This window comes from Janthinobacterium rivuli (genome assembly GCF_009208735.1).
Lineage (GTDB): Bacteria > Pseudomonadota > Gammaproteobacteria > Burkholderiales > Burkholderiaceae_D > Janthinobacterium.
Map to the genome: position 1 here is coordinate 32,025 of NZ_WFLJ01000015.1, position 25,703 is coordinate 57,727.

Annotated in this window: 22 protein-coding genes and 2 tRNA genes; 17 read left to right on the forward strand and 7 right to left on the reverse strand. The window is 62.3% G+C overall.

Features of this window, described 5'->3' with window-relative positions:
• The first annotated feature begins 22 nt into the window (after nucleotides 1–22).
• The 4 genes from hemC to GCN78_RS19800 are packed head-to-tail and all read left to right on the forward strand — an operon-like array spanning nucleotide 23 to nucleotide 4,121.
• Nucleotides 23–994 carry a hydroxymethylbilane synthase gene (gene hemC / locus GCN78_RS19785; protein ID WP_152253320.1) on the forward strand — a complete coding sequence of 324 codons (972 nt, stop codon included), beginning with the start codon at nucleotides 23–25 and terminating at the stop codon, nucleotides 992–994.
• Nucleotides 987–1,769, forward strand: coding sequence for a uroporphyrinogen-III synthase (locus tag GCN78_RS19790; protein WP_152253321.1), 783 nt, complete (start codon nucleotides 987–989; stop codon nucleotides 1,767–1,769). The genes hemC and GCN78_RS19790 overlap by 8 nt, the downstream gene beginning before the upstream one ends.
• Nucleotides 1,766–2,920 carry a uroporphyrinogen-III C-methyltransferase gene (locus GCN78_RS19795; protein ID WP_152253227.1) on the forward strand — a complete coding sequence of 385 codons (1,155 nt, stop codon included), beginning with the start codon at nucleotides 1,766–1,768 and terminating at the stop codon, nucleotides 2,918–2,920. Before GCN78_RS19790 ends, GCN78_RS19795 begins: the two co-directional genes overlap by 4 nt.
• A 4-nt stretch (nucleotides 2,921–2,924) precedes the next feature.
• Nucleotides 2,925–4,121, forward strand: a complete 1,197-nt coding sequence (locus tag GCN78_RS19800) for a heme biosynthesis protein HemY (RefSeq protein ID WP_080698801.1) — start codon at nucleotides 2,925–2,927, stop codon at nucleotides 4,119–4,121.
• Between the two features lie 91 nt (nucleotides 4,122–4,212).
• Here the strand turns inward: GCN78_RS19800 and GCN78_RS19805 are convergent, their stop codons facing one another.
• The gene (locus GCN78_RS19805) at nucleotides 4,213–6,639 is read right to left on the reverse strand and encodes a membrane-bound PQQ-dependent dehydrogenase, glucose/quinate/shikimate family (protein WP_226939732.1); all 2,427 of its coding nucleotides are present in this window, start codon (nucleotides 6,637–6,639) and stop codon (nucleotides 4,213–4,215) included.
• Between the two features lie 624 nt (nucleotides 6,640–7,263).
• On the opposite strand from GCN78_RS19805, the gene ppa reads away from it, so the two are divergent.
• Nucleotides 7,264–7,806: an inorganic diphosphatase gene (ppa, locus tag GCN78_RS19810; protein WP_034786159.1), complete on the forward strand. Its 543-nt coding sequence runs from the start codon at nucleotides 7,264–7,266 to the stop codon at nucleotides 7,804–7,806.
• A 51-nt stretch (nucleotides 7,807–7,857) separates the two neighbouring features.
• Here the strand turns inward: ppa and GCN78_RS19815 are convergent, their stop codons facing one another.
• A complete protein-coding gene (locus GCN78_RS19815; protein ID WP_152253323.1) occupies nucleotides 7,858–8,991 on the reverse strand; it encodes a GNAT family N-acetyltransferase in 1,134 nt (377 codons plus the stop codon).
• A gap of 90 nt (nucleotides 8,992–9,081) precedes the next feature.
• On the opposite strand from GCN78_RS19815, the gene GCN78_RS19820 reads away from it, so the two are divergent.
• Both GCN78_RS19820 and GCN78_RS19825 read left to right on the forward strand, forming a co-directional pair.
• Nucleotides 9,082–10,698 carry an NAD+ synthase gene (locus GCN78_RS19820; protein WP_152253228.1) on the forward strand — a complete coding sequence of 539 codons (1,617 nt, stop codon included), beginning with the start codon at nucleotides 9,082–9,084 and terminating at the stop codon, nucleotides 10,696–10,698.
• A gap of 173 nt (nucleotides 10,699–10,871) precedes the next feature.
• On the forward strand, nucleotides 10,872–11,210 hold the full coding sequence (locus GCN78_RS19825) for a P-II family nitrogen regulator (RefSeq protein WP_034758685.1): 339 nt from the start codon (nucleotides 10,872–10,874) through the stop codon (nucleotides 11,208–11,210).
• A gap of 64 nt (nucleotides 11,211–11,274) precedes the next feature.
• Here GCN78_RS19825 and GCN78_RS19830 read toward each other — a convergent pair whose 3' ends face one another.
• From GCN78_RS19830 to trxB, 3 genes are all read right to left on the reverse strand, one after another.
• Complete coding sequence (locus GCN78_RS19830) at nucleotides 11,275–11,904, reverse strand: trimeric intracellular cation channel family protein (RefSeq protein ID WP_152253229.1); 630 nt, start codon at nucleotides 11,902–11,904, stop codon at nucleotides 11,275–11,277.
• 123 nt (nucleotides 11,905–12,027) lie between these two features.
• The gene (locus tag GCN78_RS19835) at nucleotides 12,028–12,702 is read right to left on the reverse strand and encodes a Smr/MutS family protein (protein ID WP_152253230.1); all 675 of its coding nucleotides are present in this window, start codon (nucleotides 12,700–12,702) and stop codon (nucleotides 12,028–12,030) included.
• Nucleotides 12,703–12,709: 7 nt separating this feature from the next.
• The gene (gene trxB, locus GCN78_RS19840; protein WP_034758671.1) at nucleotides 12,710–13,663 is read right to left on the reverse strand and encodes a thioredoxin-disulfide reductase; all 954 of its coding nucleotides are present in this window, start codon (nucleotides 13,661–13,663) and stop codon (nucleotides 12,710–12,712) included.
• 216 nt (nucleotides 13,664–13,879) lie between these two features.
• Between trxB and GCN78_RS19845 the strand changes: the two genes are divergently transcribed.
• The 3 genes from GCN78_RS19845 (at nucleotide 13,880) to GCN78_RS19855 (ending at nucleotide 18,290) form a co-directional block, all read left to right on the forward strand.
• Nucleotides 13,880–16,240 (forward strand): DNA translocase FtsK, encoded by a 2,361-nt coding sequence (locus tag GCN78_RS19845; protein WP_152253231.1) that lies wholly within the window; start codon nucleotides 13,880–13,882, stop codon nucleotides 16,238–16,240.
• 3 nt (nucleotides 16,241–16,243) lie between these two features.
• A complete protein-coding gene (lolA, locus tag GCN78_RS19850) occupies nucleotides 16,244–16,900 on the forward strand; it encodes an outer membrane lipoprotein chaperone LolA (RefSeq protein ID WP_152253232.1) in 657 nt (218 codons plus the stop codon).
• A gap of 70 nt (nucleotides 16,901–16,970) precedes the next feature.
• On the forward strand, nucleotides 16,971–18,290 hold the full coding sequence (locus GCN78_RS19855) for a replication-associated recombination protein A (protein WP_152253233.1): 1,320 nt from the start codon (nucleotides 16,971–16,973) through the stop codon (nucleotides 18,288–18,290).
• Nucleotides 18,291–18,293: 3 nt separating this feature from the next.
• Here the strand turns inward: GCN78_RS19855 and GCN78_RS19860 are convergent, their stop codons facing one another.
• Both GCN78_RS19860 and GCN78_RS19865 read right to left on the reverse strand, forming a co-directional pair.
• Nucleotides 18,294–19,031, reverse strand: a complete 738-nt coding sequence (locus GCN78_RS19860) for an NAD-dependent epimerase/dehydratase family protein (protein ID WP_152253234.1) — start codon at nucleotides 19,029–19,031, stop codon at nucleotides 18,294–18,296.
• On the reverse strand, nucleotides 19,028–19,318 hold the full coding sequence (locus tag GCN78_RS19865; protein ID WP_152253235.1) for a DUF2917 domain-containing protein: 291 nt from the start codon (nucleotides 19,316–19,318) through the stop codon (nucleotides 19,028–19,030). The genes GCN78_RS19860 and GCN78_RS19865 overlap by 4 nt, the downstream gene beginning before the upstream one ends.
• A 179-nt stretch (nucleotides 19,319–19,497) precedes the next feature.
• Here GCN78_RS19865 and GCN78_RS19870 point away from each other — a divergent pair, with 179 nt between their 5' ends.
• The 7 genes from GCN78_RS19870 (at nucleotide 19,498) to GCN78_RS19900 (ending at nucleotide 25,527) form a co-directional block, all read left to right on the forward strand.
• Entirely contained in the window at nucleotides 19,498–20,919 is a 1,422-nt protein-coding gene (locus tag GCN78_RS19870; RefSeq protein ID WP_152253236.1) for an aminotransferase-like domain-containing protein, read from the forward strand.
• A 149-nt stretch (nucleotides 20,920–21,068) separates the two neighbouring features.
• Complete coding sequence (locus tag GCN78_RS19875) at nucleotides 21,069–21,272, forward strand: hypothetical protein (RefSeq protein ID WP_152253237.1); 204 nt, start codon at nucleotides 21,069–21,071, stop codon at nucleotides 21,270–21,272.
• Nucleotides 21,273–21,407: 135 nt separating this feature from the next.
• Nucleotides 21,408–22,697 carry a serine--tRNA ligase gene (serS, locus tag GCN78_RS19880; protein ID WP_152253238.1) on the forward strand — a complete coding sequence of 430 codons (1,290 nt, stop codon included), beginning with the start codon at nucleotides 21,408–21,410 and terminating at the stop codon, nucleotides 22,695–22,697.
• A gap of 111 nt (nucleotides 22,698–22,808) precedes the next feature.
• Nucleotides 22,809–22,898, forward strand: a tRNA-Ser gene (locus GCN78_RS19885).
• Nucleotides 22,899–23,232: 334 nt separating this feature from the next.
• Nucleotides 23,233–23,322, forward strand: a tRNA-Ser gene (locus GCN78_RS19890).
• A 223-nt stretch (nucleotides 23,323–23,545) separates the two neighbouring features.
• Nucleotides 23,546–24,601 (forward strand): histidinol-phosphate transaminase, encoded by a 1,056-nt coding sequence (gene hisC / locus GCN78_RS19895; RefSeq protein ID WP_152253239.1) that lies wholly within the window; start codon nucleotides 23,546–23,548, stop codon nucleotides 24,599–24,601.
• Between the two features lie 56 nt (nucleotides 24,602–24,657).
• Nucleotides 24,658–25,527, forward strand: coding sequence for an NAD(P)-dependent oxidoreductase (locus GCN78_RS19900; RefSeq protein WP_128139945.1), 870 nt, complete (start codon nucleotides 24,658–24,660; stop codon nucleotides 25,525–25,527).
• Nucleotides 25,528–25,703: the final 176 nt, after the last annotated feature.

Genomic DNA, 25,703 nt, shown 5'->3' on the forward strand with positions numbered 1-25,703 from the left:
GACCCCGAACGAATTGACGCCGATGATACCCGCCCGCCTGGTGATCGCCACGCGCGAGAGCCGTCTTGCCATGTGGCAAGCTGAACACGTGCGTGCGCGTCTGGCCGCCCTGTATCCGCAGTGTAGCGTTGAAATTCTCGGCATGACCACACGCGGCGACCAGATTCTGGACCGCGCCTTGTCCAAGGTAGGCGGCAAGGGCCTGTTCGTCAAGGAGCTGGAAGTGGCGATGGAAGAGGGCCGCGCCGACCTGGCCGTGCATTCGCTGAAAGACGTGCCGATGGAGTTGCCGGATGGCTTTGCCCTGGCCGCCATCCTCGAGCGCGAAGACCCGCGCGATGCGTTCGTGTCCAACGATTACGCCAGCCTGGCCGAGCTGCCGCACGGCGCCGTCGTCGGCACCAGCAGCCTGCGCCGCCAATCGCTGATCGCCGCGCGCTATCCGCACCTGACGATCCTGCCCCTGCGCGGCAACCTCGATACGCGCCTGGGCAAGCTGGACCGTGGCGATTACGCCGCCATCATCCTGGCCGCCGCCGGCCTGAAACGCCTGGGCCTGGCGTCGCGCATCCGCGCCGTGCTGGCGCCGGAAGACAGCTTGCCAGCCGCCGGCCAGGGCGCCATGGCGATCGAGGTGCGCGCCGGTCGCGCCGACGGCATCGACATGACGGCCCTGCTGGCGCCGCTCAACCATGCCGATACGGCGCACGCCGTCACGGCCGAGCGCAAGGTGTCGAAGATCTTCGGCGGCAGCTGCCAGATTCCGCTGGCCGCGTTCGCCACCGTCGAGGGCGAACAGATGCGCTTGCGCGCCATGGTCGCCACGCCGGACGGCGCGCGCATGGCCAGCGCCGACGTCAGTGGCCCGTCCAGCGCGCCAGAACTGCTGGGCGAACGGGTGGCCGAACTGCTGCGCGGGCAAGATGCCGCCGGCATCCTCGCCTCGTGCGCCGTTACACCCGACAACCATGAAGGCCTGGCGCCGCATGCCTGACAGCGTGGTGATCACGCGGCCCGCGGCGCAAGCGGGGCCGCTGGCCGCCCGGATCGCGGCGCTGGGTTGGCCCGTGACCCTGCTGCCGCTGCTGGAAATCCACGCGCTTGACGGCAAGGAGGAATGCGCGCAGCTGCAAGCCGTGCTGGCGCGCCTGACCGACTACGACCTGGTGGCGTTCGTCTCGCCGAACGCCATCGACTGCGTCTTTGCGCACCTGCCCGCCTGGCCGCCCGGCCTGCCGCTGGCCGTGGTGGGCGAGGGCAGCCGGATGGCCCTGGCCGCGCATGGCGTCACGCAGGCCAACGCCAGCATCACCAGTCCGCTCGACACGGCGCGCAGCGATTCCGAACATTTATTATTGGCGCTGGACTTGCCGGCCCTGCGCGGCAAGCGCGTGCTGATCGTGCGCGGCGATGGCGGACGCGACTACCTGGCCGACGGCTTGCGCGCGGCCGGCGCCGAAGTCGAGTTCGTCACGGCCTACCGCCGCCAGGTGCCGACGCTGACGCCGGCCTTGCGGGCGACCCTGGAAAACCTGTTGCAGCATAATAATGACTGGATCATCACCAGCTCGGAAGCGCTACGCGGTTTGCTGGCGCTGCTGGGCGAAATGGATGCTGAAAAGATGGCTGTTGTGAAAATGCAACAGCAGCATCTGATCGTGCCGCACGCCCGCATTGCACAAACGGCGGCGGACCTGGGTTTTGCCCGTGTCACCTTGACAGGATCAGGCGACGCGGGAGTGCTCGCCGCGTTACAATCACGACCATGAACGAAATGCCTACACTCTCCGAACCGAATGCATCGCCTGCCGGCGCCGTGAAGACGGCGCCGCAGGCGGCCGACCAACCCGCCGGCCGCGCGCCGACCCTGCTCGAACAGCTGCAAAAGCCCATGAGCATCGCCGTCATCGTGCTGGCCGTGCTGCTCGCTGCGCAAAGCTGGTCGACCAGCAAGCAGATCCGCAACCTGCGCGAAGAAGTGGCCAAACGCCTGCAAAAGGGCGATGTCAGCAATGCCGAAACGGGCGTGCTGGCGCGCAACGTGCAAGAAGGCACGAAAGAGCTGCAAATCAAGGTGGGTGCGCTGGAAAACCGCCAGAGCGAAACGCAAAGCCAGCAGCTGGCCCTGGAACAACTGTACAACGACTTGTCGAAGAACCGCGACGAGTGGGCGCTGACGGAAATCGAGCAAGTGCTGTCGACGGCCAGCCAGCAGCTGCAACTGGCCGGCAACGTGCCCGGCGCGCTGATCGCCCTGCAAAACGCCGACCGCAGCCTGTCGCGTTCCGACAAGCCGCAATTCATCACCATCCGCCGCGCCATCGGCCGCGACATGGAAAAACTCAAGGCCCTGCCCAGCGTCGATTCGACGGGCGTGGCGCTGCGCCTCGATGCCGTGATCGCCCAGGTCGATTCCCTGCCGATGCTGTCCGACGAAACGCCGGCCTTGCCGGCCGCGCCGGAAAAGCCGAAGAAGGCCGGGGCCAAGCCCGTGCGCGATGCGGCCGGCAAGCTGGTGGGACCGCCGGCGCCGGAACCGCTGCTGCAAAAAGTGCGCGACGGCTTCAATACCTGGAGCGGCGACATGTGGGCCGACGTGCGTCAATTGATACGCATCCGCCGCGTCGATACGCCGGAAGCGCTGATGCTGTCGCCGACGCAATCGTATTTCTTGCGTGAAAACGTCAAGCTGCGCCTGCTCAATGCCCGCATGGCCTTGTTGTCGCGCAATGAAACGGCCTTCCGCAACGACTTGATCGCCGCGCAGGATGCGCTGGCCAAGTATTTCGACACCCGCGCCAAGAGCACGCAGACGGCGCAAGCCCTGCTGCGCCAGGTGCAGGGCAGCAACCTGGCCATCGAAATGCCAACCTTGTCCGACAGTCTGACGGCTGTGCGCAACTACAAAGCGAAGTCCTGAGCCCATGCGTCTATTTCTCTGGTTACTCGCCCTGATGGCCGCGGCGATCGGTATCGCCGTGACGGCCCGTTTCAATCCCGGCAATGTGGTGCTGTTCTATCCGCCTTACCGCATCGATTTGTCGCTGAACTTCTTCCTGCTGCTGCAGGTCGTGCTGTTCGTGCTGCTGTATCTGCTGGTGCGCGCCGTGCGCGCCACCGTGCGCATGCCGGCGCAAGTGGCGGCCTACCGCCAGCGCAAGCGTGAGCGCGATGGCAACAAGGGCTTGCGCGAAGCCTTGAAAGCCCTGTTCGAAGGCCGTTTCGGCCATGCCGAGAAGGCCGCCTTGCGCGCCGCCGAGCTGGAAGAAAACGCCGGCCTGGCCGCGCTGATCGGCGCGCGCGCCGCGCACCGCATGCGCCAGTCCGAACGCCGCGACAGCTGGCTGTCCCGCGTCGAAGGCGACGCCAGCCTGAAGACGGCGCGTTTGATGACGGTGACGGAATTGCTGGTCGACGACCACCAGCCGGAAGCGGCACTGGCCGCCGTGCGCGAACTGAACGCCAGCGGCACGCGTCATATCCACGCGCTGCAATGGTCGCTGAAAGCCGAGCAGCAGGCGAAGAACTGGCCGGAAGTGCTGCGCCTCGTGCGTTCGCTCGACAAGCACCGCGCCCTGCATCCGGCCCTGTCGTCGCGCCTGCGCGAGCTGGCCTACGACCATCTGCTGTCCGACCCATCGCATGACGCTGAATCGCTGATGCGCGTGTGGTCCACCGTGCCGAGCAGCGACCGGGTCAAGCCCTACATCGCCTGCCGCGCCGCCACGGCCCTGAATGCGCGCGGCTTGCACGACGAAGCGCGCCTCGTGTGCGAAGAGTCGCTGGCGGCCGACTGGGACGAGCGCGTCGTGCGCGCCTACCGCGAAGCGGCGGCGCCGAGCGGCACGCCGGCCTTGCTGCTGCAGATCGAGCATTGCGAGCAATGGATGAAACAGCGTCCGCTGGATGCGGAACTGGCGCTGACCCTGGGCACCTTGTGCCTCAAGCAAAAACTGTGGGGCAAGGCCCAGCGCCACCTGGAGCAGGCTTTGTCCGACGCGAACGAGCCGCAAATGGTGCGCGACGCCCACCTGAAGCTGGCGCAGATGCACGACGCCTTGCAGCAGACGGAACAGGCTGCCGCCCATTACCGGCAGTGCGCACTGGCCACCATCCTGTAAGCTCATTCTTCAGACGTAAAAAAGCCGTTCAGTGCAGACTGAACGGCTTTTTTTGTGCGCGCACTCCATGGCGGAGCGCGCTGTTACCTGTTTACTTCTTCGCTACGGCGGTGCCTTCGGGCAAGGCATACGCGACCAGGGTGTCGCTCATCTTCGTGCCCAGCGAACCGTGGCCGCCGGCCATGACGACGACGAACTGGCGTCCCGACTTGTTCGACACATAGCTCATCGGCGTAGCCTGGCCGCCGGCTGGCAGGCGGGCTTTCCAGAGCACCTTGCCGTTGCTGACGTCATAGCCGCGGATGTAGTAGTCGAGCGTGCTGCTGAGGAAGGTCACGCCGCCACCGGTGGTGACCATGCCGCCCAGGCTGGGCACGCCCAGTGGCAAGGGGATCGGCACGGGACCGCTGTCGCGCGTGGTGCCGTTCTTGTGCATCCACACTTTCTTCATGGTGCGCAGGTCGACGGCGGCCACATAGCCCCACGGCGGCGCCTGGCATGGGAAGCCCAGCGGCGACAGGAAGGCCTTGATTTCCACGGCGAACGGGACGCCCGTCTGCGGCTGCAAGCCCATTTCGCCACCGGTGCCGCCCTTGGCCGTCGTTTCCGCGCGCGGCACGAGTTTTTCCAGGAAGCCCATGTAGTCAGGGTTGACGATCAACAACTGGCGCACGGGGTCGATGGCGGCGCCGCCCCATTCGAAGATACCGAGCGGGCCCGGCGAGATGACGGCGCCCTTGCCGGCCGTTTGCGGCGTGAACGGGCCTTCATAGCGGCGTTCCTTGAAGATGATGCGGCAAGCGAGCTGGTCGAACGGCGTGGTGCCCCACATGTCCGCTTCGCTGATATTGCGCTCAGGCAAGAAGGTGAGGGCCGAGAATGGCTGCGTGGGCGACAGGGTGTCGCCGGCGGCAGGATTGCTCGTCGGGACGGGTTTTTCCGGCGCCGGCACGACCAGGCTGCCGTCGCGGCGGTCGATCACATAGATGTCGCCGCGTTTCGTCGTGGCCACGACCGATGGCACTTTGCCTTTCGGCGTGTCGATGTCGACCAGCGAAGGCTGTCCGCCGATATCCATGTCCCAGATATCGTGATGCACGGTCTGGTAGACCCAGCGCACTTTACCGGTCGCCAGGTCCAGCGCGACGATGGCGCTGTTGAATTTCTCGCCATTCTTGTTGCGGTTGCCGCCCCAGGTATCGGGGGTTTCATTACCCATCGGAATGTAGACCATGCCCAGCTTTTCATCGATGCTGGCCACGCCCCACGAGTTGGGCGAGTTGTTCGTGTAGTTCTTGCCTTCAGGGAAAGGCGCCGTATCTTCCGGCGTGGCCGGGTCCCAGTTCCACATCAGCTTGCCGGTGACGGGATCGTAGCCGCGGATCACGCCCGATGGCTCTTCCGTCGAATGGTTGTCCGTCACGCTGGCGGCGATCACGGCCATTTTCTGCGAGACGGCTGGCGGCGAGGTCGGCATCAGGAAACCGCGCTTGATCATGGCCATGTTCTTATACAGGTTGACGACGCCGTTGTTGCCAAAGCTCTTGCACGACTCGCCCGTATCGGCGTTGACGGCGATCATGGTGCCATCCATGGTCGGCGCCAGGATGCGGCGCGGGCATTCCATGCTGGCAGCTTCGGGTGCGGGATTGTTTTTCGCGCGGCCCGCGTTGACGTCCCAGTAGGCGACGCCGCGGCAGATCATGTGCTGGTAGCTGGCCGCATCGCGGTTGATCTTCGGATCGTGGCGCCAGATTTCCTTGCCCGTGTCCGGATTCAGGGCGATGACGATGTTGTGCGGCGTGCACAGGTACAGCATGTCATTGACCTTCAGCGGCGTGACTTCATTGGCGATCTCGCCCGGGTCGTTCGGCCCCTTGAAGTCGCCCGTGTGGTAGGTCCAGGCTTCTTTCAGGCCGGAGATATTGGCCGGCGTGATCTGCGCGGCCGGCGCATAGCGGTCGCCATAGCCGGAGCGGCCATACGCGGACCAGTCGTTGTGCTCGACGCCGGGCGCCAGGTCGCCCGTGGCTGTGGCGGCCATGTTTTCGGCAGGCACGTCGCCATGCAGGTCATGGTAGTCCTGGAACAGGGCGATGACGCCGGCGATGACGGTCAGGGCCACGGCGGCGGAGAGGGCCGTCTTGCCCGTTTGCGGCCGTTTTGCGGAGGCGGCTGGCGCCAGGCGGCGGCTGACGAAGGGCAGCAGCAGCCAGACGGCGGCGACAAACCAGATGTCGAGGCGCGGCAGCAATTGCCACCAGTCGAATTTCACTTCAATGAGGGACCAGATCAGGGTGGCGAGCAGCAGGACGGCCATGAACGGTTGCGCGCTACGCTTGCCCTGGAACACCAGCGCGCCGGCGATCAGCATGCCGATACCGGCCAGCAGGTAGTACCACGAGCCGCCAAGACTGGCCAGCCAGATGCCGCCGCCCAGCAGGGCGAGGCCAAACAGAATGAAAATAACGCCGGTGACCTTTAATAAAGGCCCGGGCCGGAAAGAGGGAATCATCATATTCCTTTTTGCAAGGATTTATCGGTAGCGCGTTGATGCGCCATATTGAATTCAGGGAAGGCGTCGATTGCAGAATCTGCAAAGTTTGGAATCACCAGAATGTGATAGTTTATCAGAATTGATGATTGTCTTCTGGTCGCGCAATTTTTTGGAAGGCCCGCCATTTGAATCAAATAAATACTTCAAATAAGAGCAAATATTATGCTGGATGAGCGAGTTTCGGGGCTGGGAGGGGTGATGGCCATGGATGTTGAGGCGGCCGCCTCATCACGTGCTGGCAGCTCGGGGAGAATAAGCCTGAAACAGTTGTTATAAGTGGCTGCAAGAAATGCAATGCCGCTTATAATAACCCTATCTGCCGCATGGTAATATTGAAATGAAAATATGACGATATTTCAGATATTAACTCGGGGCTGACCGTAGTAATGCTTAAGTGTTTCTACTTATTATTCCAAATGACCTGTTTATTCTCTCGACAGCAACTTGCGCGTGCAGGACGGCCGTGCTGGCGAGTGTTGCTGGCCGGACGCGCAAAACACCGGCGGGCCGCTGCTGCATCGCACAAGCTGCCTGTACTTCGCTATAATTGCGCGGTTAAAACACCATCCGCTAATGAGGAACCCCATGAGTTTGAATAACGTCTCTTCCGGCCGCGACCTGCCGAACGATTTCAACGTCGTCATCGAAATCCCGATGAATGCCGATCCGATCAAGTACGAAGTCGACAAGGAAAGCGGCGCGATCTTCGTCGATCGCTTCATGGGTACCGCCATGCATTACCCGTGCAACTACGGCTACGTGCCGAACACCCTGTCGCCGGATGGCGACCCGGTTGACGTGCTGGTCATCACCCCGTTCCCGCTGATTCCAGGCGTGGTCGTGCGCTGCCGTCCTATCGGCGTGCTGAAAATGACCGACGAGTCGGGCGAAGACGCGAAAGTGCTGGCCGTGCCAGTCGACAAGGTCCTGTCGATCTACAGCCACTGGCAAAAGCCGGAAGACTTGAACGAACTGCGCCTGCGCCAGATCCAGCATTTCTTCGAGCACTACAAAGATCTGGAAAAAGGCAAATGGGTCAAGATCGACGGCTGGTATGGTCCTGAAGTGGCCAAGGAAGAAATCCTGAACGGCGTCGCCGCCTTCAAGACTGACGCCGCCAAAGCCTAAGAACACCCAGTAAAAAAACGCTCCCCGCCAGTCATGGCCGGGAGCGTTTTTTTATGCGCGAAACGGACTGTGCTCGTTCAATTCATCGAGGTAGGCGTCGATGCCGCCCCGTTCGCGTTCGAGGAAGCGTTGCACGGCGTCCGCGAAGGCCGGGTGCGCCAGCCAGTGGGCGGACCACGTCTTTTGCGGCAGGAAGCCGCGCGCCATCTTGTGCTCGCCTTGCGCGCCACCCTCGAAGGTGGCGATGCCGTTGGCGATGCAGAATTCCAGCGGCTGGTAATACGCCGTCTCGAAATGCAGGCAGGGCACGTGTTCGAGCGCGCCCCAGTAGCGGCCATACAGGGTCTCGCTCGTGTGGATCAGCAGCGAGGCGGCAATGGCCCGGCCTTCGCGTTCGGCGATCACCAATAGAATGTTCTGCGGCATGCTGAAGGCTATGCGCTGGAAGAAGTCCAGGCTCAGGTAGGGCGAGGAGCGGTGTTCCGCATAGGTATTGCTGTAGCAGCGGTGGAACAGTTGCCAGTCCGTCTCCGTTGCGTCGCTGCCGCGCACCTGGCGCAGGGTCACGCCCGCTTCACGCACCTTGCGCCGCTCGGCGCGGATATTCTTGCGCTTCTTGTGTTCCAGGGTGGCGAGGAATTGCTCGAAATCCGTGTAGCCGGGATTGAGCCAGTGAAACTGCACGCCACTACGCATCAGGTAGCCAGCCTCCGCCAACTGGCGCGCTTCGCTTTCCGGCGGGAACAGGATGTGGCAGGACGACACGTCGGCCGCTTGCTGCTGGGCCTGCAGGAAGGCCAGCAGGGCCGCGCGCGCCTGCCCATCGCGGGCCAGCAAGCGCGTGCCGCTGACGGGCGTAAACGGAATGGCCGACAACAGTTTCGGGTAATATTCGAGACCATGTTGCTGATAGGCATCGGCCCAGGCCCAGTCGAACACGTACTCGCCATACGAATGCATCTTCAGATACAGGGGCAGGGCGGCGGCCAGCACATCGCCTTGCCACAGCGCCAGGTAATTCGGCTGCCAGCCCGTGTCCGCGCTGGCGCAGCCGGACTCGTGCAGCGCGTGCAGGAAGGCGTAGGAAAGGAAGGGATTGGCCTCCGCCTGGCTGGCCAGTAGTTCAGACCAGGCCGCTTCGCCAATTTCAGCCAGGGTAGAGACGATAGCCGTGCGATAATTCATTGTTGTAGTGTGCATTCATCACTCTCGGGGCGCCGCCGTCGGCCTGCGCGCCCCTGTCTTGTTTAATAGAACGAAATATCCATCATCATCATGACAGTCAAAGTCGCAATTGCTCAAATGAATAGTACGGTCGGCGATCTGGCCGGCAACCGTGCCAAGATCTTCGACCTTTCCCGCCGCGCCTTTGAGGCGGGCGCCGATATCGTGCTCACGCCGGAACTGTCGCTGGTCGGCTATCCACCCGAGGACCTGTTGCTGCGCAATGCATTCTACGCAAAAACGCAGGAAGCGTTTGCGGCGCTGGCCTTGGAGTTGGCCCAGTTCAAGGATTTGCACGTGGTGGTGGGCTTGCCCCTGCAGGACGAGAAGGGCGTGCGCCACAATGCCGCCTCCGTGCTGCTGAACGGCGAAGTGCTGGGCACCTACCGCAAGCATGACTTGCCGAATACGACCGTTTTCGACGAAAAACGTTACTTTACGTCGTCGGACCAGGCTTTCGTGTTTGGCGTGAAGGGCGTGCGCTTCGGCATCAATATCTGCGAAGACACGTGGTTCGAGCACGCGCCGATGCGCGCCCGCGCGGCCGGCGCGCAAGTGCTGCTGGTGCCGAATGGTTCGCCCTACCACATGAACAAGCAGCATTTGCGCTATGAAACCATGCGCAGGAATGTCAGCGCGCAAGGCATGGCCCTCGTGTACGCCAACCTGGTCGGTGGCCAGGACGAACTGATTTTCGATGGCGACTCGTTCGTCATGGATGCGGCCGGCACCATTTGCGCCCAGCTGCGCCACTTCGCGGAAGACTTGCAGCTGGTTGAGTTCGATGGCGCCACGCCCGTGCCGCAGCCGCTGGCCGCGCCGCTGACGACGGAGGCGCAGGTGTACCAGGCGCTGGTGCTGGGCGTGCGCGACTATATTGGGAAGAACGGCTTCCCTGGCGTGCTGATCGGCATGTCGGGCGGCGTCGATTCCGCGCTGACCCTGGCCATCGCCGTCGATGCGCTGGGCGCCGACAAGGTGCGCGCCGTCATGATGCCGTCGCAATTCACGGCCGATATCTCGTGGATCGATTCGCGCGACATGGTAAAACGCCTCGATGTGCGCTACGATGAAATTCCGATCAAGCAAACATTCGACGCCTTCCGCGCCACCCTGGCTGACGAGTTCGCCGGACTGGCGGAAGACGCGACGGAAGAAAACATCCAGGCGCGCATCCGTGGCACCTTGCTGATGGCCTTGTCGAACAAGCATGGCAGCATCGTGCTGACGACGGGCAACAAGAGCGAGATGGCAGTCGGCTATTGCACCCTGTATGGCGACATGGCGGGCGGCTTTGCCGTGATCAAGGATATCGCCAAGACGCTGGTGTACCGTTTATGCGCGTATCGCAACAGCGTGTCGGACGTGATCCCCGAGCGCATCCTGACGCGCGGACCGTCGGCCGAACTGCGCGCCGACCAGCTGGACCAGGATTCCTTGCCGCCGTACGACGTGCTCGACGGCATCATGCAGCTGTACATGGAAGAAAACCGGCCGATCGCCGAGATTATCGAGGCTGGCTACCCGCCGGCCGATGTGGCCCGGGTCACGCGCCTGATCAAGATCAATGAATACAAGCGGCGCCAGTCGCCGGTGGGCATCCGCGTCACGCACCGTGGCTTCGGCCGCGACTGGCGCTATCCGATTACCTCCAAGTTCTACGAGTAATGAGGGGAACCCCGCCAAACCTACTGCGCAGCTCACTACCGGGCATCCGTTGCTCACCGTACTAAAGTACGGCTCCGCTACTCAACCCGGTATTGAACTTGCTCGCTACGGTTTCGCAGGGTCCCGTTAAGCCAGTTGGTGAAGAATTGACGATTATCAATAAGGAGAAAGCCATGAAGCAGATTACAGCCATCATCAAACCATTCAAGCTCGACGAAGTACGCGAGGCGCTGGCCGATGTGAACGTGACGGGCTTGACCGTGACGGAAGTGAAGGGCTTCGGCCGCCAGAAAGGCCATACCGAGCTGTACCGTGGCGCCGAGTACGTGGTCGACTTCCTGCCGAAGGTCAAAGTCGAAGTGGTGGTGGATGACAGCGTGTCGGAACTGGTGGTCGACGCCATCATCAAGGCGGCCCGCACGGGCAAGATTGGCGATGGCAAGATCTTCGTGCGCGACGTGGAACAGGTCATCCGCATCCGCACGGGCGAAACGGGTCCAGACGCGGTGTAAGTGTTTCAGCTTGGGCCGCTGACCTTCAGCGCCCAAGCATAGCCGGATCCTATCCGGTTAGCCGTCAGCGCCCCAGGCGCATGTCGAATTTCCAGCAGATCAGGCGCAGAATCGTGATGCCGCTGGCGCTGGTCCACAGCGCGAAGTCGTGCTCGGCGCCGAAGTGCATCTGCAGCAGGTAGGCCCAGCAGCCGAAAAACGCGCAGATGGCGTACGGTTTGCCGTCGCGAAACACCATCGGCACTTCGTTGCAGACGATGTCGCGCATCACGCCGCCAAAAATCCCCGTAATCACCCCCATCATCGACGCGATGAAGAGCGGCATGCCGGCGCGCGTCGCTTCTGCCACGCCTGCGATGGCGAACATGCCCAGGCCGATGGCGTCGGCCACGATGATCAGGCGCTCCGAGACGATCTGGCGCAAGTGCTGGATCAGGGGTGCGGCCGTCAGGGCCAGCACGAAGATGAGAATCGCGTATTCCTGGTGCGACACCCAGAACAGGGGCCGTTTGTCGAGCAGGATGTCGCGCAGGGTGCCGCCGCCAAACGCCGTGATGAAGGCCACGACGAACACGCCGACGAGATCCATGCGCTTGCGGCGCGCCTCGATGAAGCCGGAAAACGCGCCCACCAGGATGGCGATGATCTCGATGATCTTGATCAAGGAGCCAGGCGGCAATTGGGGTGGCATCATGGGTGGAGCGCTTGAGCAGGAAATAATTGTCACAGGTTAACATGACACGGCCCCGAATGGTGACAAACGGGGCCGTGTGCAGGGTGTAACTTGTGACTGAATGGTGTTTTCTTGCCGGCAAGCTCAGCGAATGGGTTGCAGCGCGGAAGAAAGCAGTACCACCAGCGCACCATCGCCCCCTTCGGAGCGGCGCGCCTGGCAAAAGGCGACGACTTCATCCTTTTGCACGAGCCAGCTGTGCACCATCGATTTCAAGACCGGTTCCTGGCCTTTCGAGCCGAAACCCTTGCCGTGGATCACGCGCACGCAGCGCAGCTTGCGCCGCGTCGCCTGGTTCAGGAAGGCGCCGATGCCGTCGCGCGCCTCGTCGCGGCGCAAGCCGTGCAAGTCCAGCTCATCCTGGATGGGCCAGTGGCCCTTGCGCATCTTCTTGACCACGTCCGGCCCCACGCCGGGGCGGGCGTAGTTCAGGGCCGGATCGTTTTCCAGATAATGGTCGACTTCGAACAAGTCCGACAACGACTCGCGCAGCACGGCCGCATCGTCCTCTTCCGGAGACAGCTTGCGGGCCGGCTGCTGGGCGCTTGCCGCACCCGTCTTGGGCAGGCTGGGCACGTAGCGGTCCGATTCGGGCAGGCGCTTGACGCCGCCGATGCTGGCCTTGAACAGATTGCTTTCCACGGCCTGCACCTTGACTTGCTTGATGCGCTCGGCCTCGGCCTGGGCGCGCGCGTCCGCCTGTTCCTTGAGCTGCTTGCTGACCGCTTTCAGGTCGGCGAAGTCTTTCATCGACGCCATGCGACGCTTACTCCTGGCCTTCCAGATAGCGCTGGGCGTCCAGTGCTGCCATGCAACCCGTGCCGGCGCTGGTGATGGCCTGGCGGTAGATATGGTCTTGCACGTCGCCGGCGGCGAACACGCCCGGTGCGCTGGTGGCGGTGGCCATGCCTTCCAGGCCCGTCTTGGTCTTGATGTAGCCGTTGTGCATGTCCAGCTGGCCTTCGAAGATGCCCGTGTTCGGCTTGTGGCCGATGGCAATGAACACGCCGTGCACGCTCAATGCTTCGACCTTGCCATCGATGGTCGACTTGATGTTCAAGCCCGTCACGCCGCCTTCGTTGCCCGTCACTTCGTCCAGAGTGTGGTTATATTTCAACACAATCTTGCCTTCGGCGACCTTGGCATTCAGGCGGTCGATCAGGATGGCTTCCGCGCGGAACTTGTCGCGGCGGTGGATCAGGGTGACTTTATTGGCGATGTTCGACAGGTACAGCGCTTCCTCGACGGCCGTATTGCCGCCGCCGACGACGGCCACTTCCTGGTTGCGGTAGAAGAAACCATCGCAGGTGGCGCAGGCGGACACGCCCTTGCCCATGAATTCCGCTTCCGATGGCAGGCCCAGGTATTGCGCCGATGCGCCCGTGGCGATGATCAGGGTGTCGCACGTGTATTCGTGGCTGTCGCCCTTCAGGCGGATCGGTTTTTCATTCAGGAAGGTGGTGTGGATGTGGTCAAACACGATTTCCGTATTGAAGCGCTCGGCGTGCTGCAACAGGCGCTGCATCAAGTCCGGACCTTGCACGCCCATCGGGTCGCCTGGCCAGTTTTCCACGTCGGTGGTGGTCATCAGCTGACCGCCTTGTTCCACGCCGGTGACCAGCATCGGGTTCAGGTTGGCGCGAGCGGCGTAGACGGCGGCGCTGTAGCCGGCTGGGCCGGAGCCGAGGATCAAAACGCGGGCGTGTTTGGTAGTGGTCATAATGAGGCTTCTCTATGAGTGGGGTCTATCCGAATTGGGGGCATACGCGCGAAGAACAAGGGCGTATTGCGCTTGCGCAAGCAATCCACGATTATAGACCAAGCCGCCTGTAGCGACGAATCGTGGGGCCGTCCGGGGCATATATGGCTTAGAATACTTCCTTATTATGGGAAATTCCCTTTCAGAAACATTTTTCACCTTGCAGCGCTTCCCAGAATGACTAAACCAGCCCAGGCCAATCAAAATAGCTACACCCGAAAACCGGTCGAACGCCGGCCCCTGCCCAACCGGCTGGTGCGGCTCTTGTCCGAGGCGCGCTGGTTCGCGCTGGCCGCGTTTGCCTTGTACTTCGTGCTGATACTGGCCAGCTTCAACAAGCTCGACCCTGGTTGGTCGCACGCCACCAATGTCGACAAGGTGGCCAACCTGGGCGGCAAGCTCGGCGCCACCTTCTCCGATCTGTTGCTGTACATCTTCGGTTTTTCCGCCTGGTGGTGGTGCGTGTGGCTGCTGCGCACCGTGTGGAACGGCTATCGCCGCCTGAGTAAGCGCTTCCTGCTGGAAGAGGAAGAAGTGGAGCGCGAGCACCATGTCGAGATGCTGATCCGCATCGTCGGCTTCTCCATCATGCTGATCGGCAGCATGGGCCTCGAATACCTGCGCATGGCGAAAAGCCTGCACGTGCAGCTGCCGCGCGAGCCGGGCGGCGTGCTGGGCCAGCTGGTGGGACACTCGGCCCACGTGGCCTTCGGTTTCACGGGCGCTACCTTATTACTGTTGCTGCTGTTCGGCCTGGGTTTTTCCCTGTTCTTCCATGTTTCTTGGTTGCAAGTGGCCGAGCGCATCGGCGGCGCCATCGAAGATGCGTTCAACTGGTTCGTGCTGCGCTACCAGGACCGCGAAGACCGCCGCCAGGGCGAAGTGGCCGCCGTGCGCCGCGACGAAGTGGTGGTGATCGAACGGGCCAAGCACGTGGAAAAGCATGTGGCCGCGCCACCCGTGAAGATCGAGCCGCAAGTCGTGACCGTGGTGAAATCGGAGCGCGTGGAAAAGGAACGCCAGGCCCACCTGTTCGAGAACCTGGGCGATGGCAAGCTGCCGCCCTTGTCCTTGCTCGACGAAGCGCCGCCCGTGGTGGAAACGGTGTCCGTGGAAACCCTGGAATTCACGAGCCGCCTGATCGAAAAGAAATTGTCGGACTTTGGCGTGGATGCCAAGGTAGTGGCCGCTTACCCCGGCCCTGTGGTGACGCGCTATGAAATCGAGCCGGCCACGGGCGTGAAGGGTAGCCAGATCGTGGGCCTGGCGCGCGACCTGGCCCGTTCGCTGTCCCTGACGTCGATCCGGGTGGTGGAAACCATTCCTGGCAAGAATTACATGGCCTTGGAATTGCCGAACAGCAAGCGCCAGATCGTGCGCCTGACGGAAATCCTCGGCTCCAAGGTCTACAACGATGGGGTGTCCAGCCTGACGATTGCGCTGGGCAAGGATATCGCCGGCAAGCCCGTCGTGGCCGATTTGGCCAAGATGCCCCACTTGCTGGTGGCCGGTACCACCGGTTCCGGTAAATCCGTGGGCATCAATGCGACGATTCTGTCGCTGCTGTACAAATCCGACCCGCTCGACGTGCGCCTGATCCTGATCGATCCGAAGATGCTGGAAATGTCCGTGTATGAAGGCATTCCGCACTTGCTGGCGCCCGTCGTCACCGACATGCGCCAGGCCGGCCACGCGCTGAACTGGGCCGTGAACGAGATGGAGCGCCGCTACAAGCTGATGAGCAAGATGGGTGTGCGTAACCTGGCCGGCTATAACGCGAAGATTGCCGACGCGAAAAAGCGCGAAGAACACATCCCGAATCCGTTCAGCCTGACGCCGGATTCGCCGGAGCCGCTGGAAAAATTGCCCACCATCGTCATCATCATCGACGAGCTGGCCGATTTGATGATGGTAGTGGGCAAAAAAGTCGAGGAATTGATCGCGCGTATCGCGCAAAAGGCGCGCGCCGCCGGCTTGCACTTGATTCTGGCCACGCAGCGCCCATCTGTAGACGTGATCACGGGTTTGATCAAGGCCAACATTCCGACGCGTATCGCTTTCCAGGTATCGTCGAAGATCGACTCGCGCACCATTCTCGACCAGATGGGCGCGGAAACCCTGCTGGGTATGGGCGACATGCTGTACATGCCGCCCGGCACCGGCCTGCCGATGCGCGTGCACGGCGCGTTTGTTTCCGATGAGGAAGTCCACCGTGTCGTCAGCCATTTGAAGTTGCAGGGCGAACCGAATTACATCGAGGGCATCCTCGAAGGCGGCACCCTGGAAGGCGATGGCGCCGAAGGCGGCGCGCCGGGCGAGGGCGGCGGCGAGGCCGATGCCCTGTATGACCAGGCGGTGGCGGTGGTGCTGAAAAACCGCCGCGCTTCGATTTCGCTGGTGCAGCGTCATTTACGCATCGGCTACAACCGCGCCGCCCGTCTGCTCGAGCAGATGGAGCAGAGCGGGGTGGTATCAACCATGCAATCCAATGGCAACCGGGAAATCCTGGTGCCGGCGGCAAGTGCCGAACAAGGGTAAAGAATGAAAAGCAATACTTTCGCAGCAAAAATGATGATCGGCGCGGCCAGTGTCGCCTGCAGCCTGCTGTTCGCGGCCAGCGCCTCGGCCAGCGCGTTGGAACAGTTCAAGAGCTTTGCGGCCGGCACCAAGTCGGCCAAGGGCGAGTTCGTGCAGCGCCAGATCAAGAAAGCGGACGCCAGCGGCAAGGCGAAAGTGTCCACGCCAGCCAGCGGCACGTTTGAATTCGCCCGTCCGGGCAAGTTCATCTGGACGTACCTGAAGCCGTACGAGCAGTTGCTGCAAGCCGATGGCGACAAGCTGTATATCTACGACAAGGACTTGAGCCAGGTGACGGTCAAGAAACTGGGCGACGCGCTCGGTTCCTCGCCAGCCGCGATCTTGTTCGGCAGCAACGACCTGGAAAAGAATTTCACCCTGGCCGAAGCGGGCACGCGCGATGGCCTGGAATGGCTGAAAGCGACGCCGAAGGCCAAGGACACGACCTTCGATGAAATCACCATCGGCTTGCGCAACGGCGTGCCGGAAGCGATGGAATTGCGCGACTCGTTCGGCCAGACGTCGGTGCTGGCGTTCAAGAACTTCCAGAAAAATCCTGCGCTGGCGGCGAACCATTTCAAATTCGTGATGCCAAAAGGCGCAGACGTCATTAATAACTGATTGTTGACGTCCTGTTGTTGACCGGCCTCGCAGCGATGCGGGGCCTTTGCATTCTTACCCGGTAAATATTATGGCGGATCTCTTTTCCACCGCACCGCGCCAGCCGCTGGCCGAAGCCTTGCGGCCTGCTACCCTCAACGAAGTCATCGGCCAGACGCATTTGCTGGGCGTGGGCAAGCCGCTGCGCCTGGCGTTCGAGGCGGGCAAGGCCCATTCGATGATTCTGTGGGGGCCGCCCGGCGTGGGCAAGACGACCCTGGCGCGCCTGATGGCAAATGCCTTCGACAGCGAATTCATCGCCCTGTCGGCCGTATTCGCGGGCGTGAAAGATATCCGCGCCGCCATGGACCAGGCCCGCCACAGTCTGGACCAGTTTGGCAAGCACACTTTATTGTTCGTCGACGAGATCCACCGGTTTAATAAATCGCAGCAGGACGCCTTGCTGCCCTTCGTCGAATCGGGCCTCGTGACCTTCATCGGCGCGACGACGGAAAACCCCAGTTTCGAGGTGAACTCGGCGCTGCTGTCGCGCGCGCAAGTGTATGTGTTGAAATCGCTCAACGAAGACGAGATGAAGCAGTTGCTGGCCAAGGCGCAGTCCACGGCCTTGACGCACCTGAGCTTCGACGAGGCGGCGGCCGACACCCTGATCGGCTACGCGGACGGCGATGCGCGCCGCTTCCTGAATTTGCTGGAGCAGGCCGAGACGGCCGCCAGCTCGACGGGTACGACCACCATCGACGCGGCCTTCGTCGACAATGCGCTCACCTTGAATTCGCGCCGCTTCGACAAGGGCGGCGACAATTTCTATGACCAGATTTCCGCCCTGCATAAATCCGTGCGCGGCTCGAACCCGGACGCGGCCCTGTACTGGTTTTGCCGCATGATCGACGGCGGCGCCGATCCACGCTACCTGTCGCGGCGCATCGTGCGCATGGCCTGGGAAGACATCGGCCTGGCCGATCCCCGCGCTTTGACCATGGTCAATGACGCGGCCGAAACCTATGAACGGCTCGGTTCGCCCGAAGGCGAACTGGCCTTGGGCCAGGCCGTGATTTACCTGGCGATCGCCGCGAAGAGCAATGCCGGCTACAACGCCTTCAACACGGCCATGGCCTTCGTCAAGAAGGATAAATCCAAGGAAGTGCCCGTGCACTTGCGCAATGCGCCGACCAAGCTGATGAAGGAACTCGGTTACGGCCATGCCTACCGCTACGCGCACGACGAGCCGGACGCCTACGCTGCCGGTGAAACCTACTTTCCGGACGGCATGGCGGAACCGGGCTGGTACCAGCCCGTGCCGCGTGGCCTGGAAAGCAAGATCGCGGATAAATTGGCGTGGTTGCGCGAGCTGGACAGGAAAGCAGGAAAGCCAGCAGGGAAGGGCTGAGGCTTACAGACCCAGCAAAGTGAAACCGTCATCCTGCGGCGCGTAGCCGACCAGCTGGCGCGTCGCCGCGATCGACAAGCGTTTATAGCGGTTGTCCGACACGCCATGCACGACGTGATAGCCGGCCGGCACGTCCGCCGCCACGCAGCCCGCCAGCAATTGCACCACGTCGCGCTCGCTGATGAAGGCGGCGATGTCGCGCGCGCTGTGCTGTTGACCTGGCGCAAAGTGGGCCACGTTGGCGATGCGCACGGCGATCGCCGTCATGCCATGCTGGTGGGCGAATGCGCAGGCCACGCCTTCGCCGAAGGCCTTGCTGGCGCCATACATGTTCGCCGGGCGCGCCGGCATGTGCTCGTGCACCTGTACGTCCAGCGGATAGCCTTCCACGGCTTGCGCGCTGCTGGCAAATACCACCCGTTTTACGCCTTGGGCCTGCGCCGCGCGGAAGATATGGTGCGTGCCGACGATGTTTGGCTGCAGCAGTTGCGCATCGAAATCGGCGCTGGCGTGCGGCACGCCGGCCAGGTGCAGCACCACGTCGATGTCGGCGCAGGCGGCCAGGCAGGCGGTGTAATCGCCGACATCGAGGTGCAGGGAGGGGCAGGGCGCTTCGGCCAGCTTGCCTGTGTGCAGGTCGGCCAGGCGCAGGGAGAATTCCCCGTGCCGGCGCTTCCAGAAAGCGGTGCCGATGATGCCGGCGGCGCCCGTGACGAGGACGCGCAAAGGTTGTTGAATCATGTATTCCTTGTATTCAGTGTGTGAGGCAGTGCCAGGTGCAGCCAGCGCAGCAGCGCGGGGCGCGGCGCGGCCGTCCCGTGCACGCGGATGCGTCCGTTGCCCACGGCTTCGACCAGCACCAGGCCGTCATTCGGTATCGTGTAGCGTTCGCCGCTGCGCAGCACGCAATCCTCGAACTGGGCGTAGGCCGTGATCCACGCCATGCCGGAAAGGCATTCGATGACCTTGGCGTGCGCTTGCTCCAGGCGCAAGGGCCGTTCGCTGGGTAATTCGTGGTCGGTATGCATGGCATGCTCCTGTTGTGCTGACAGGAACAGCTTAGGCGCATGCGGCAAACCATGACAGATGCAGGAAAACGAAATTGTGATGCATACAGTGTGCTTCGTCGTACACTGTGCTTGTCAAAAAATCGGGCAACTGTATCTGTGCGTGCCGCGCGCGGCAGCCGCATACTGAAGGGATGAACATGAGCGCGCACTTGAATCTGTACGAGCACCTGGCCAACGAGCTGGGTGCCTTGATCGACTCGCGCGTGTTCGCGCCCGGCGACCGCCTGCCGTCGATCCGCCACCTGGCGCAGCAAAAGCGCATCTCCGTCAGCACCGTGATGCAAGCCTTGCGCCTGATGGAAGACCGCGGGCAGGTCGATGCGCGGCCCCAGTCCGGCTATTTCGTGCGCCACCGCGCGCCGCGCCGGCCCTGCAGTGCCGACGCCCAGCATTTGAAGGAGCCGGCCTTTGTCGGCATCAACAATCTGTTGATGCGCGTGCTGAAGGACAACGAGACGCCCGGCATCGTACAACTGGGCACGGCCTGGCCGCCTGACGAAATCCTGCCGATCAAGCGCATGCAGCGCACCATCAGCGCGGTGGCGCGGCGCGAACCCGTCTTGTTGAGCAAGGTCAGCTGCTATGACGTCAGCGAAGGCAATTTCCTGCGCCAGGTGGCGCGCCGCGCGCTGGACTGGGGCAAGCTCGATCCGACGGAAATCGTCGTGACGAATTCCTGCACGGAAGCGATCAGCCTGTGCCTGCGCGCCGTGGCCAGGCCGGGCGACACCATCGCCATCGAGTCGGCCACGTATTTCGTGCTGCTGCAGATGATCGAAAGCCTGGGCATGAAGGCGCTGGAAATTCCCACCGACCCGAAGACGGGGCCGTCGCTCGATGCGCTGGAGCTGGCCCTGCGCGCCGGCCTCGTGCAAGCGTGTTTGTTCGTGCCGAACGCAAATAATCCGCTGGGTTGCGTCATGCCGGAAGCAAACAAGAAGCGGCTGGCGGGACTGCTGTCGGAATTCAATATTCCGCTGGTGGAAGATGATGTGTATGGCGACCTGTGTTTCGCCCCGCAGCGGCCGTGGCCCGTGAAAGCCTACGATACGAGCGGCAACGTTTTATTGTGCTCCTCGTTTTCCAAGGCGATCACCCCCGCGTCGCGCGTCGGCTACGTGCTGGCCGGGCGTTTCGCGCAGGAAGTGGCGCTGCTGAAAACCGTGTCGAGCGGTGCCACCAGCCATTTCTTCCAGGCCGTGCTGGCCGACTTTTTGGAAGGCAGCAGCTACGACCAGCAGCTGCGCAAGATGCGGCGCACCCTGGTGCAGCGCATCGCCCGCATGTCCGACGCCGTGGTGGCCAGCTTTCCGGCGGACTGCATGCTGTCCGAGCCGCAGGGCGGTTTCGTGCTGTGGGTGCAGATGCCGCCGCATATCGATGCGCTGGCACTGCACGGCCAGGCCATCGCGGAAGGCGTGGCGTATATGCCGGGCCAGCTGTTCTCGGCCTCGGGCAAGTTCGGCAATTATCTGCGTCTCAATTGCGGCAATGCGTGGACGCCGCGCATCGAGCAGGCCATTGGCCGCCTGGGCCGTCTGGTCAAGGATGCCTTGTAACTATTCTCTGCGCTTCAGTCCCCGTTTTTCACCGTTCGCTCCCTGTTTTTCGCCGCTGGTCGCAAGCCGGTGGCGTTGTTCGCGGCCGTTGGCTAAAGTACCACCATACCAGCAGCAGTCAACGAAACAAACCAACCAGGAGTCACATCATGCACGCACTGAAAAACATGGAAATCACCTTTGTCGCCGCCGCCATCATCGCCATCGGCGCCAGCTTCGCCACCGCCGGCGCGAATACCGTGGAAGTGAGCGCCAGCAGCAATGTCATCGCTCAAGCCGTGGACGCGAAAATGCCCGTCGTTACCGTCAGCGCCCGCCGCCTGACCGCTGCCGAAAAAGCCGCCTTTATCTGAACACTGCTTGTAAAGCGGGCGCGAGTGCCCGGCCATGCCGCCATGACGATGGTTGGCCATGTGCAAAACTCATAAAGAACTGAACGGGTCTTGGTACAATGAGTGCTTTCGATACATCGGCACCGCCATCCACCCATGATAGATATCCAACTTCTCCGTAAAGACATCGCCACCGTCGCAGAACGCCTGGCGACGCGCAAATTCCAGCTCGACGTGGCAGGTTTTACCGCCCTCGAAGCCGAACGCAAGGCGATCCAGACGCGCACCGAAGAGCTGCAGGGCAAGCGCAATGCGCTGTCCAAGCAAATCGGCATGTTGAAAGGCAAGGGGGAAGACACCTCGGCCGTGATGGCGCAAGTGGCCGGCCTGGGCGATGAGCTGAAAGCCGATGAAGCGGCCCTGACCCTGGTGCAAGCCAAGTTGAGCGATTTCATCATGGCCGTGCCGAACTTGCCGCATGAATCGTCGCCCCTGGGCACGGACGAGTCGGGCAACGTGGAAGTGCGCAAGGTCGGCACGCCGCGCACCTTCGATTTCGAGGTCAAGGATCACGTCGACGTGGGCGCCCCGCTGGGCCTGGACTTCGAAGTGGCGACCAAGCTGACTGGTTCGCGCTTCTCCGTCATGAAGGGCGGCATCGCCCGCCTGCACCGTGCGCTGGCGCAATTCATGCTCAACACGCACGTGGACGAGCACGGCTACACGGAATGCTATACCCCGTACATGGTCAACGCCGATTCCTTGCGCGGCACGGGCCAGCTGCCGAAATTCGAAGCCGATCTGTTCTCGGTGAAAAAAGGCGGCGCGGAAGGCGAGGGCGAGACCTTCTACCTGATCCCCACGTCGGAAGTGTCGCTGACCAACATCGCCCGCGATGAAATCCTCGCGCTGGATCAACTGCCCCTGAAAATGACGGCCCACACGCCATGCTTCCGCTCGGAAGCGGGCAGCTATGGCCGCGACACGCGCGGCATGATCCGCCAGCACCAGTTCGACAAGGTGGAAATGGTGCAAGTGGTGCATCCAGACACCTCGTACCAGGTGCTCGATGAAATGGTCGGCCATGCGGAAACGATCTTGCAACGCCTGGGCCTGCCATACCGCGTGATGTCGCTGTGCACGGGCGACATGGGTTTCGGCGCCACCAAGACCTTCGACCTGGAAGTGTGGCTGCCGGCGCAAAACACCTACCGCGAAATCTCGTCCCTGTCGAACTGCGAAGCCTTCCAGGCCCGCCGCATGCAGGCACGTTTCCGCAACGCGGCCGGCAAGCCGGAACTGGCGCACACCCTGAACGGCTCCGGCCTGGCAGTGGGCCGCACTTTGGTGGCCGTGCTGGAAAACTACCAGCAAGCGGACGGCAGCGTCGAGATCCCCGCAGTGCTGCGCCCGTACATGGGTGGCCTGACGCATCTGAAGGCTTGAAAGGTTCGGGCAGCCGCTGCGATGGAAGGCGAAAAATAGTCCTTCCATTTTTTCAAGCGGCTGCTATAATCTTGCCTTCCCGCAGCAATGCAGGAAAAGACCGCAGCAAATGGAGAGGTGGCAGAGTGGTCGAATGTACTTGACTCGAAATCAAGCGTACGTTAAATCGTACCGTGGGTTCGAATCCCACCCTCTCCGCCAGAACAAATAGAGAAAGCTCCCGCAAGGGAGCTTTTTTTATTTGTGGCGGCGAAGAGGAGCAAGGCGCCTGCGCGCCTTGCGCGTGGGATTCGAAGACGAGCGCGTACTCGCGCGAGGCTCCCCGAATCGTCCAATTGATTTTCACGCGTGCGCCAAGGCGGCGTCTACAAAGGCGAGCTGCGCCTTGTACGAGGCTCCCCGAATCGCCCATATGGTTTTTGCTTTGATGAGCAAGATTAGCAATAAACCCCCTACCCAACCCAACAACACCCATGCTAAAATAGCGCCTCGTTCAAACCGGCACGCCAGTTTGAATGAATAGACCGCAGTAAACGGAGAGGTGGCAGAGTGGTCGAATGTACTTGACTCGAAATCAAGCGTACGTTAAATCGTACCGTGGGTTCGAATCCCACCCTCTCCGCCAGAATACATAAGAGAAGCTCCCGCAAGGGAGCTTTTTTTATGCCCACAACAGATGCCAGCCACCAGCGCATCAAACCCAGGTAGAAAAACCGCCCAAAGCGCGCAGCGCAAGGCGTTTTTTCCTCCTTTCAAGCAGTAATTCCCAGCATCCCCGCCCCCTTGATCTGCCACAGCCATGGTAACCTAGCCCCTCCCATCCTGCCCCCATACCAAAGTACAAAGCAATGAGCCGATTCTGGAGCACCATCGTCAGCGAGCTGACCCCCTACATCCCGGGCGAGCAACCGAAACTGCCTGGCCTGGTCAAACTCAACACCAACGAAAACCCTTACGGCCCGTCGCCGCAGGTGCTGGCCGCGCTGCGCGACGCCGCCAACGACACGCTGCGCCTGTATCCGGACCCGTCCGCCAGCGAACTGAAGCAAACCCTGGCCGACTACCACGGCTTGAACAGTGCGCAAGTGTTCGTCGGCAACGGTTCCGACGAAGTGCTGGCGCTGGCCTTCATGGCCTTGCTCAAGCACGATGCGCCGCTGCTGTTCCCGGACATCAGCTACAGTTTCTATCCCGTGTATTGCAAGCTGTACGGCATCGCATACCGCACGGTAGCGCTCGACGAGTCCATGCGCATCCGCCCGGAAGATTACCAGGGGCCGTGCGGCGCCATCATCTTCCCCAATCCCAATGCGCCGACGGGCGTGGACTTGCCGCTGGCCGGCGTGGAAGCGCTGCTGCGCGACCATCCCGATGCCGTGGTGGTGGTCGATGAAGCGTATGTGGATTTCGGCGGCGAGAGCGCCGTGGCCCTGGTCGACCGTTATCCGAACTTGCTGGTGGTGCAGACGTTCTCGAAATCGCGCTCCTTGGCCGGCTTGCGCGTGGGCAGTGCCTTCGGCCATCCTGACCTGATCGAGGCGCTGGAAAGAGTGAAGAACAGTTTCAACTCGTATCCGCTGGACCGGCTGGCCCTGGCCGGCGCCGTCGCTTCGCTGCATGACGAAGCGTATTTCCAGCAGACGCGCCAGGCCGTCATCGCCAGCCGCGAACAGCTGACGGCGGACCTGGCGGCGCTGGGCTTCGAGGTGCTGCCGTCGGTGGCCAACTTCGTGTTTGCCCGCCACCCGCTGCACGACGCGGCGCAGCTGGCCGCCGGCTTGCGTGCCCGTTCCGTGATCGTGCGCCATTTCAATGCGCCGCGCATCAGCCAGTATTTGCGCATCAGCATCGGCAACGAGGGCGAATGCGCCGCGTTGATGGCGGCGCTACGCGAAGTGCTTTGAACTTGCGCAAGGTAATGCAACAATAATCGGATTCATTCATCGACAGGACGGGCAATATGGCAAAAGTGGCATTCATCGGTTTGGGCGTCATGGGTTTCCCCATGGCAGGTCACCTGGCGGCGGGCGGACACGACGTCACCGTGTACAACCGCAACCCGGCCCGCGCGGCCGCCTGGCTGGAGCAGCACAAGGGCAGCAGCGCCGCCACGCCGGCCGCGGCGGCCGCGGGCGCCGAGTTCGTGTTTACCTGCATCGGCAACGATAACGACCTGTATCAAGTGATCCTGGAAGAGGGCGGATTGCTGTCCGCCATGGCGCCGGGGAGCATCCTGATCGACCATACGACGGCATCGGCCGAAGCGGCGCGCACCATCCACGCGGCGGCGAAAGAGAAGGGCGTGTTCTTCCTCGACGCGCCCGTGTCCGGCGGCCAGGCGGGCGCGGAAAACGGCAAGCTGACGGTGATGGTGGGCGGCGACGCGGAAGCGTACGCGCGCGCCGAACCCGTCATCGCCCTGTTCTCGCGCGCCGTCACCTACATGGGCGCGTCCGGTTCCGGCCAGCTCACAAAAATGGTCAACCAGATCTGCATCGCGGGCCTCGTGCAGGCGCTCAGCGAAGGCATCGCCTTCGCGGAAAACGCGGGCCTCGATGCGGCCCTCGTCGTCGACGTGATTTCCAAGGGCGCGGCGCAGTCGTGGCAGCTGGAAAACCGGGGCAAGACCATGATCGAACGCAAGTTCGACTTTGGTTTCGCCGTCGACCTGATGCGCAAGGACCTGGGCATCTGCCTGGCCGAAGCCAAGCGCAACGGCAGCGACTTGCCCGTGACGACCTTGACGGACCAGTTCTATGGCGAAGTGCAGCAGGCGGGCGGCAACCGTTATGACACGTCCAGCCTGATCACCCGTCTGAACAAAAAGTAATCTTTCAAGCACCAGCAACGGCGGCGCGTCCCGGGAAAGGGCCGCGCCGCTCGTCGTTTACAGGGGTGAAAAATAAAAAAACGTCAGTTTCCGGAACATCCGGTTTCGATTTTCATGGAAAAGCATGGACTTCGCTAGCTCATCGTGTATTATTAAAAAACGAGATGAAATGTCCC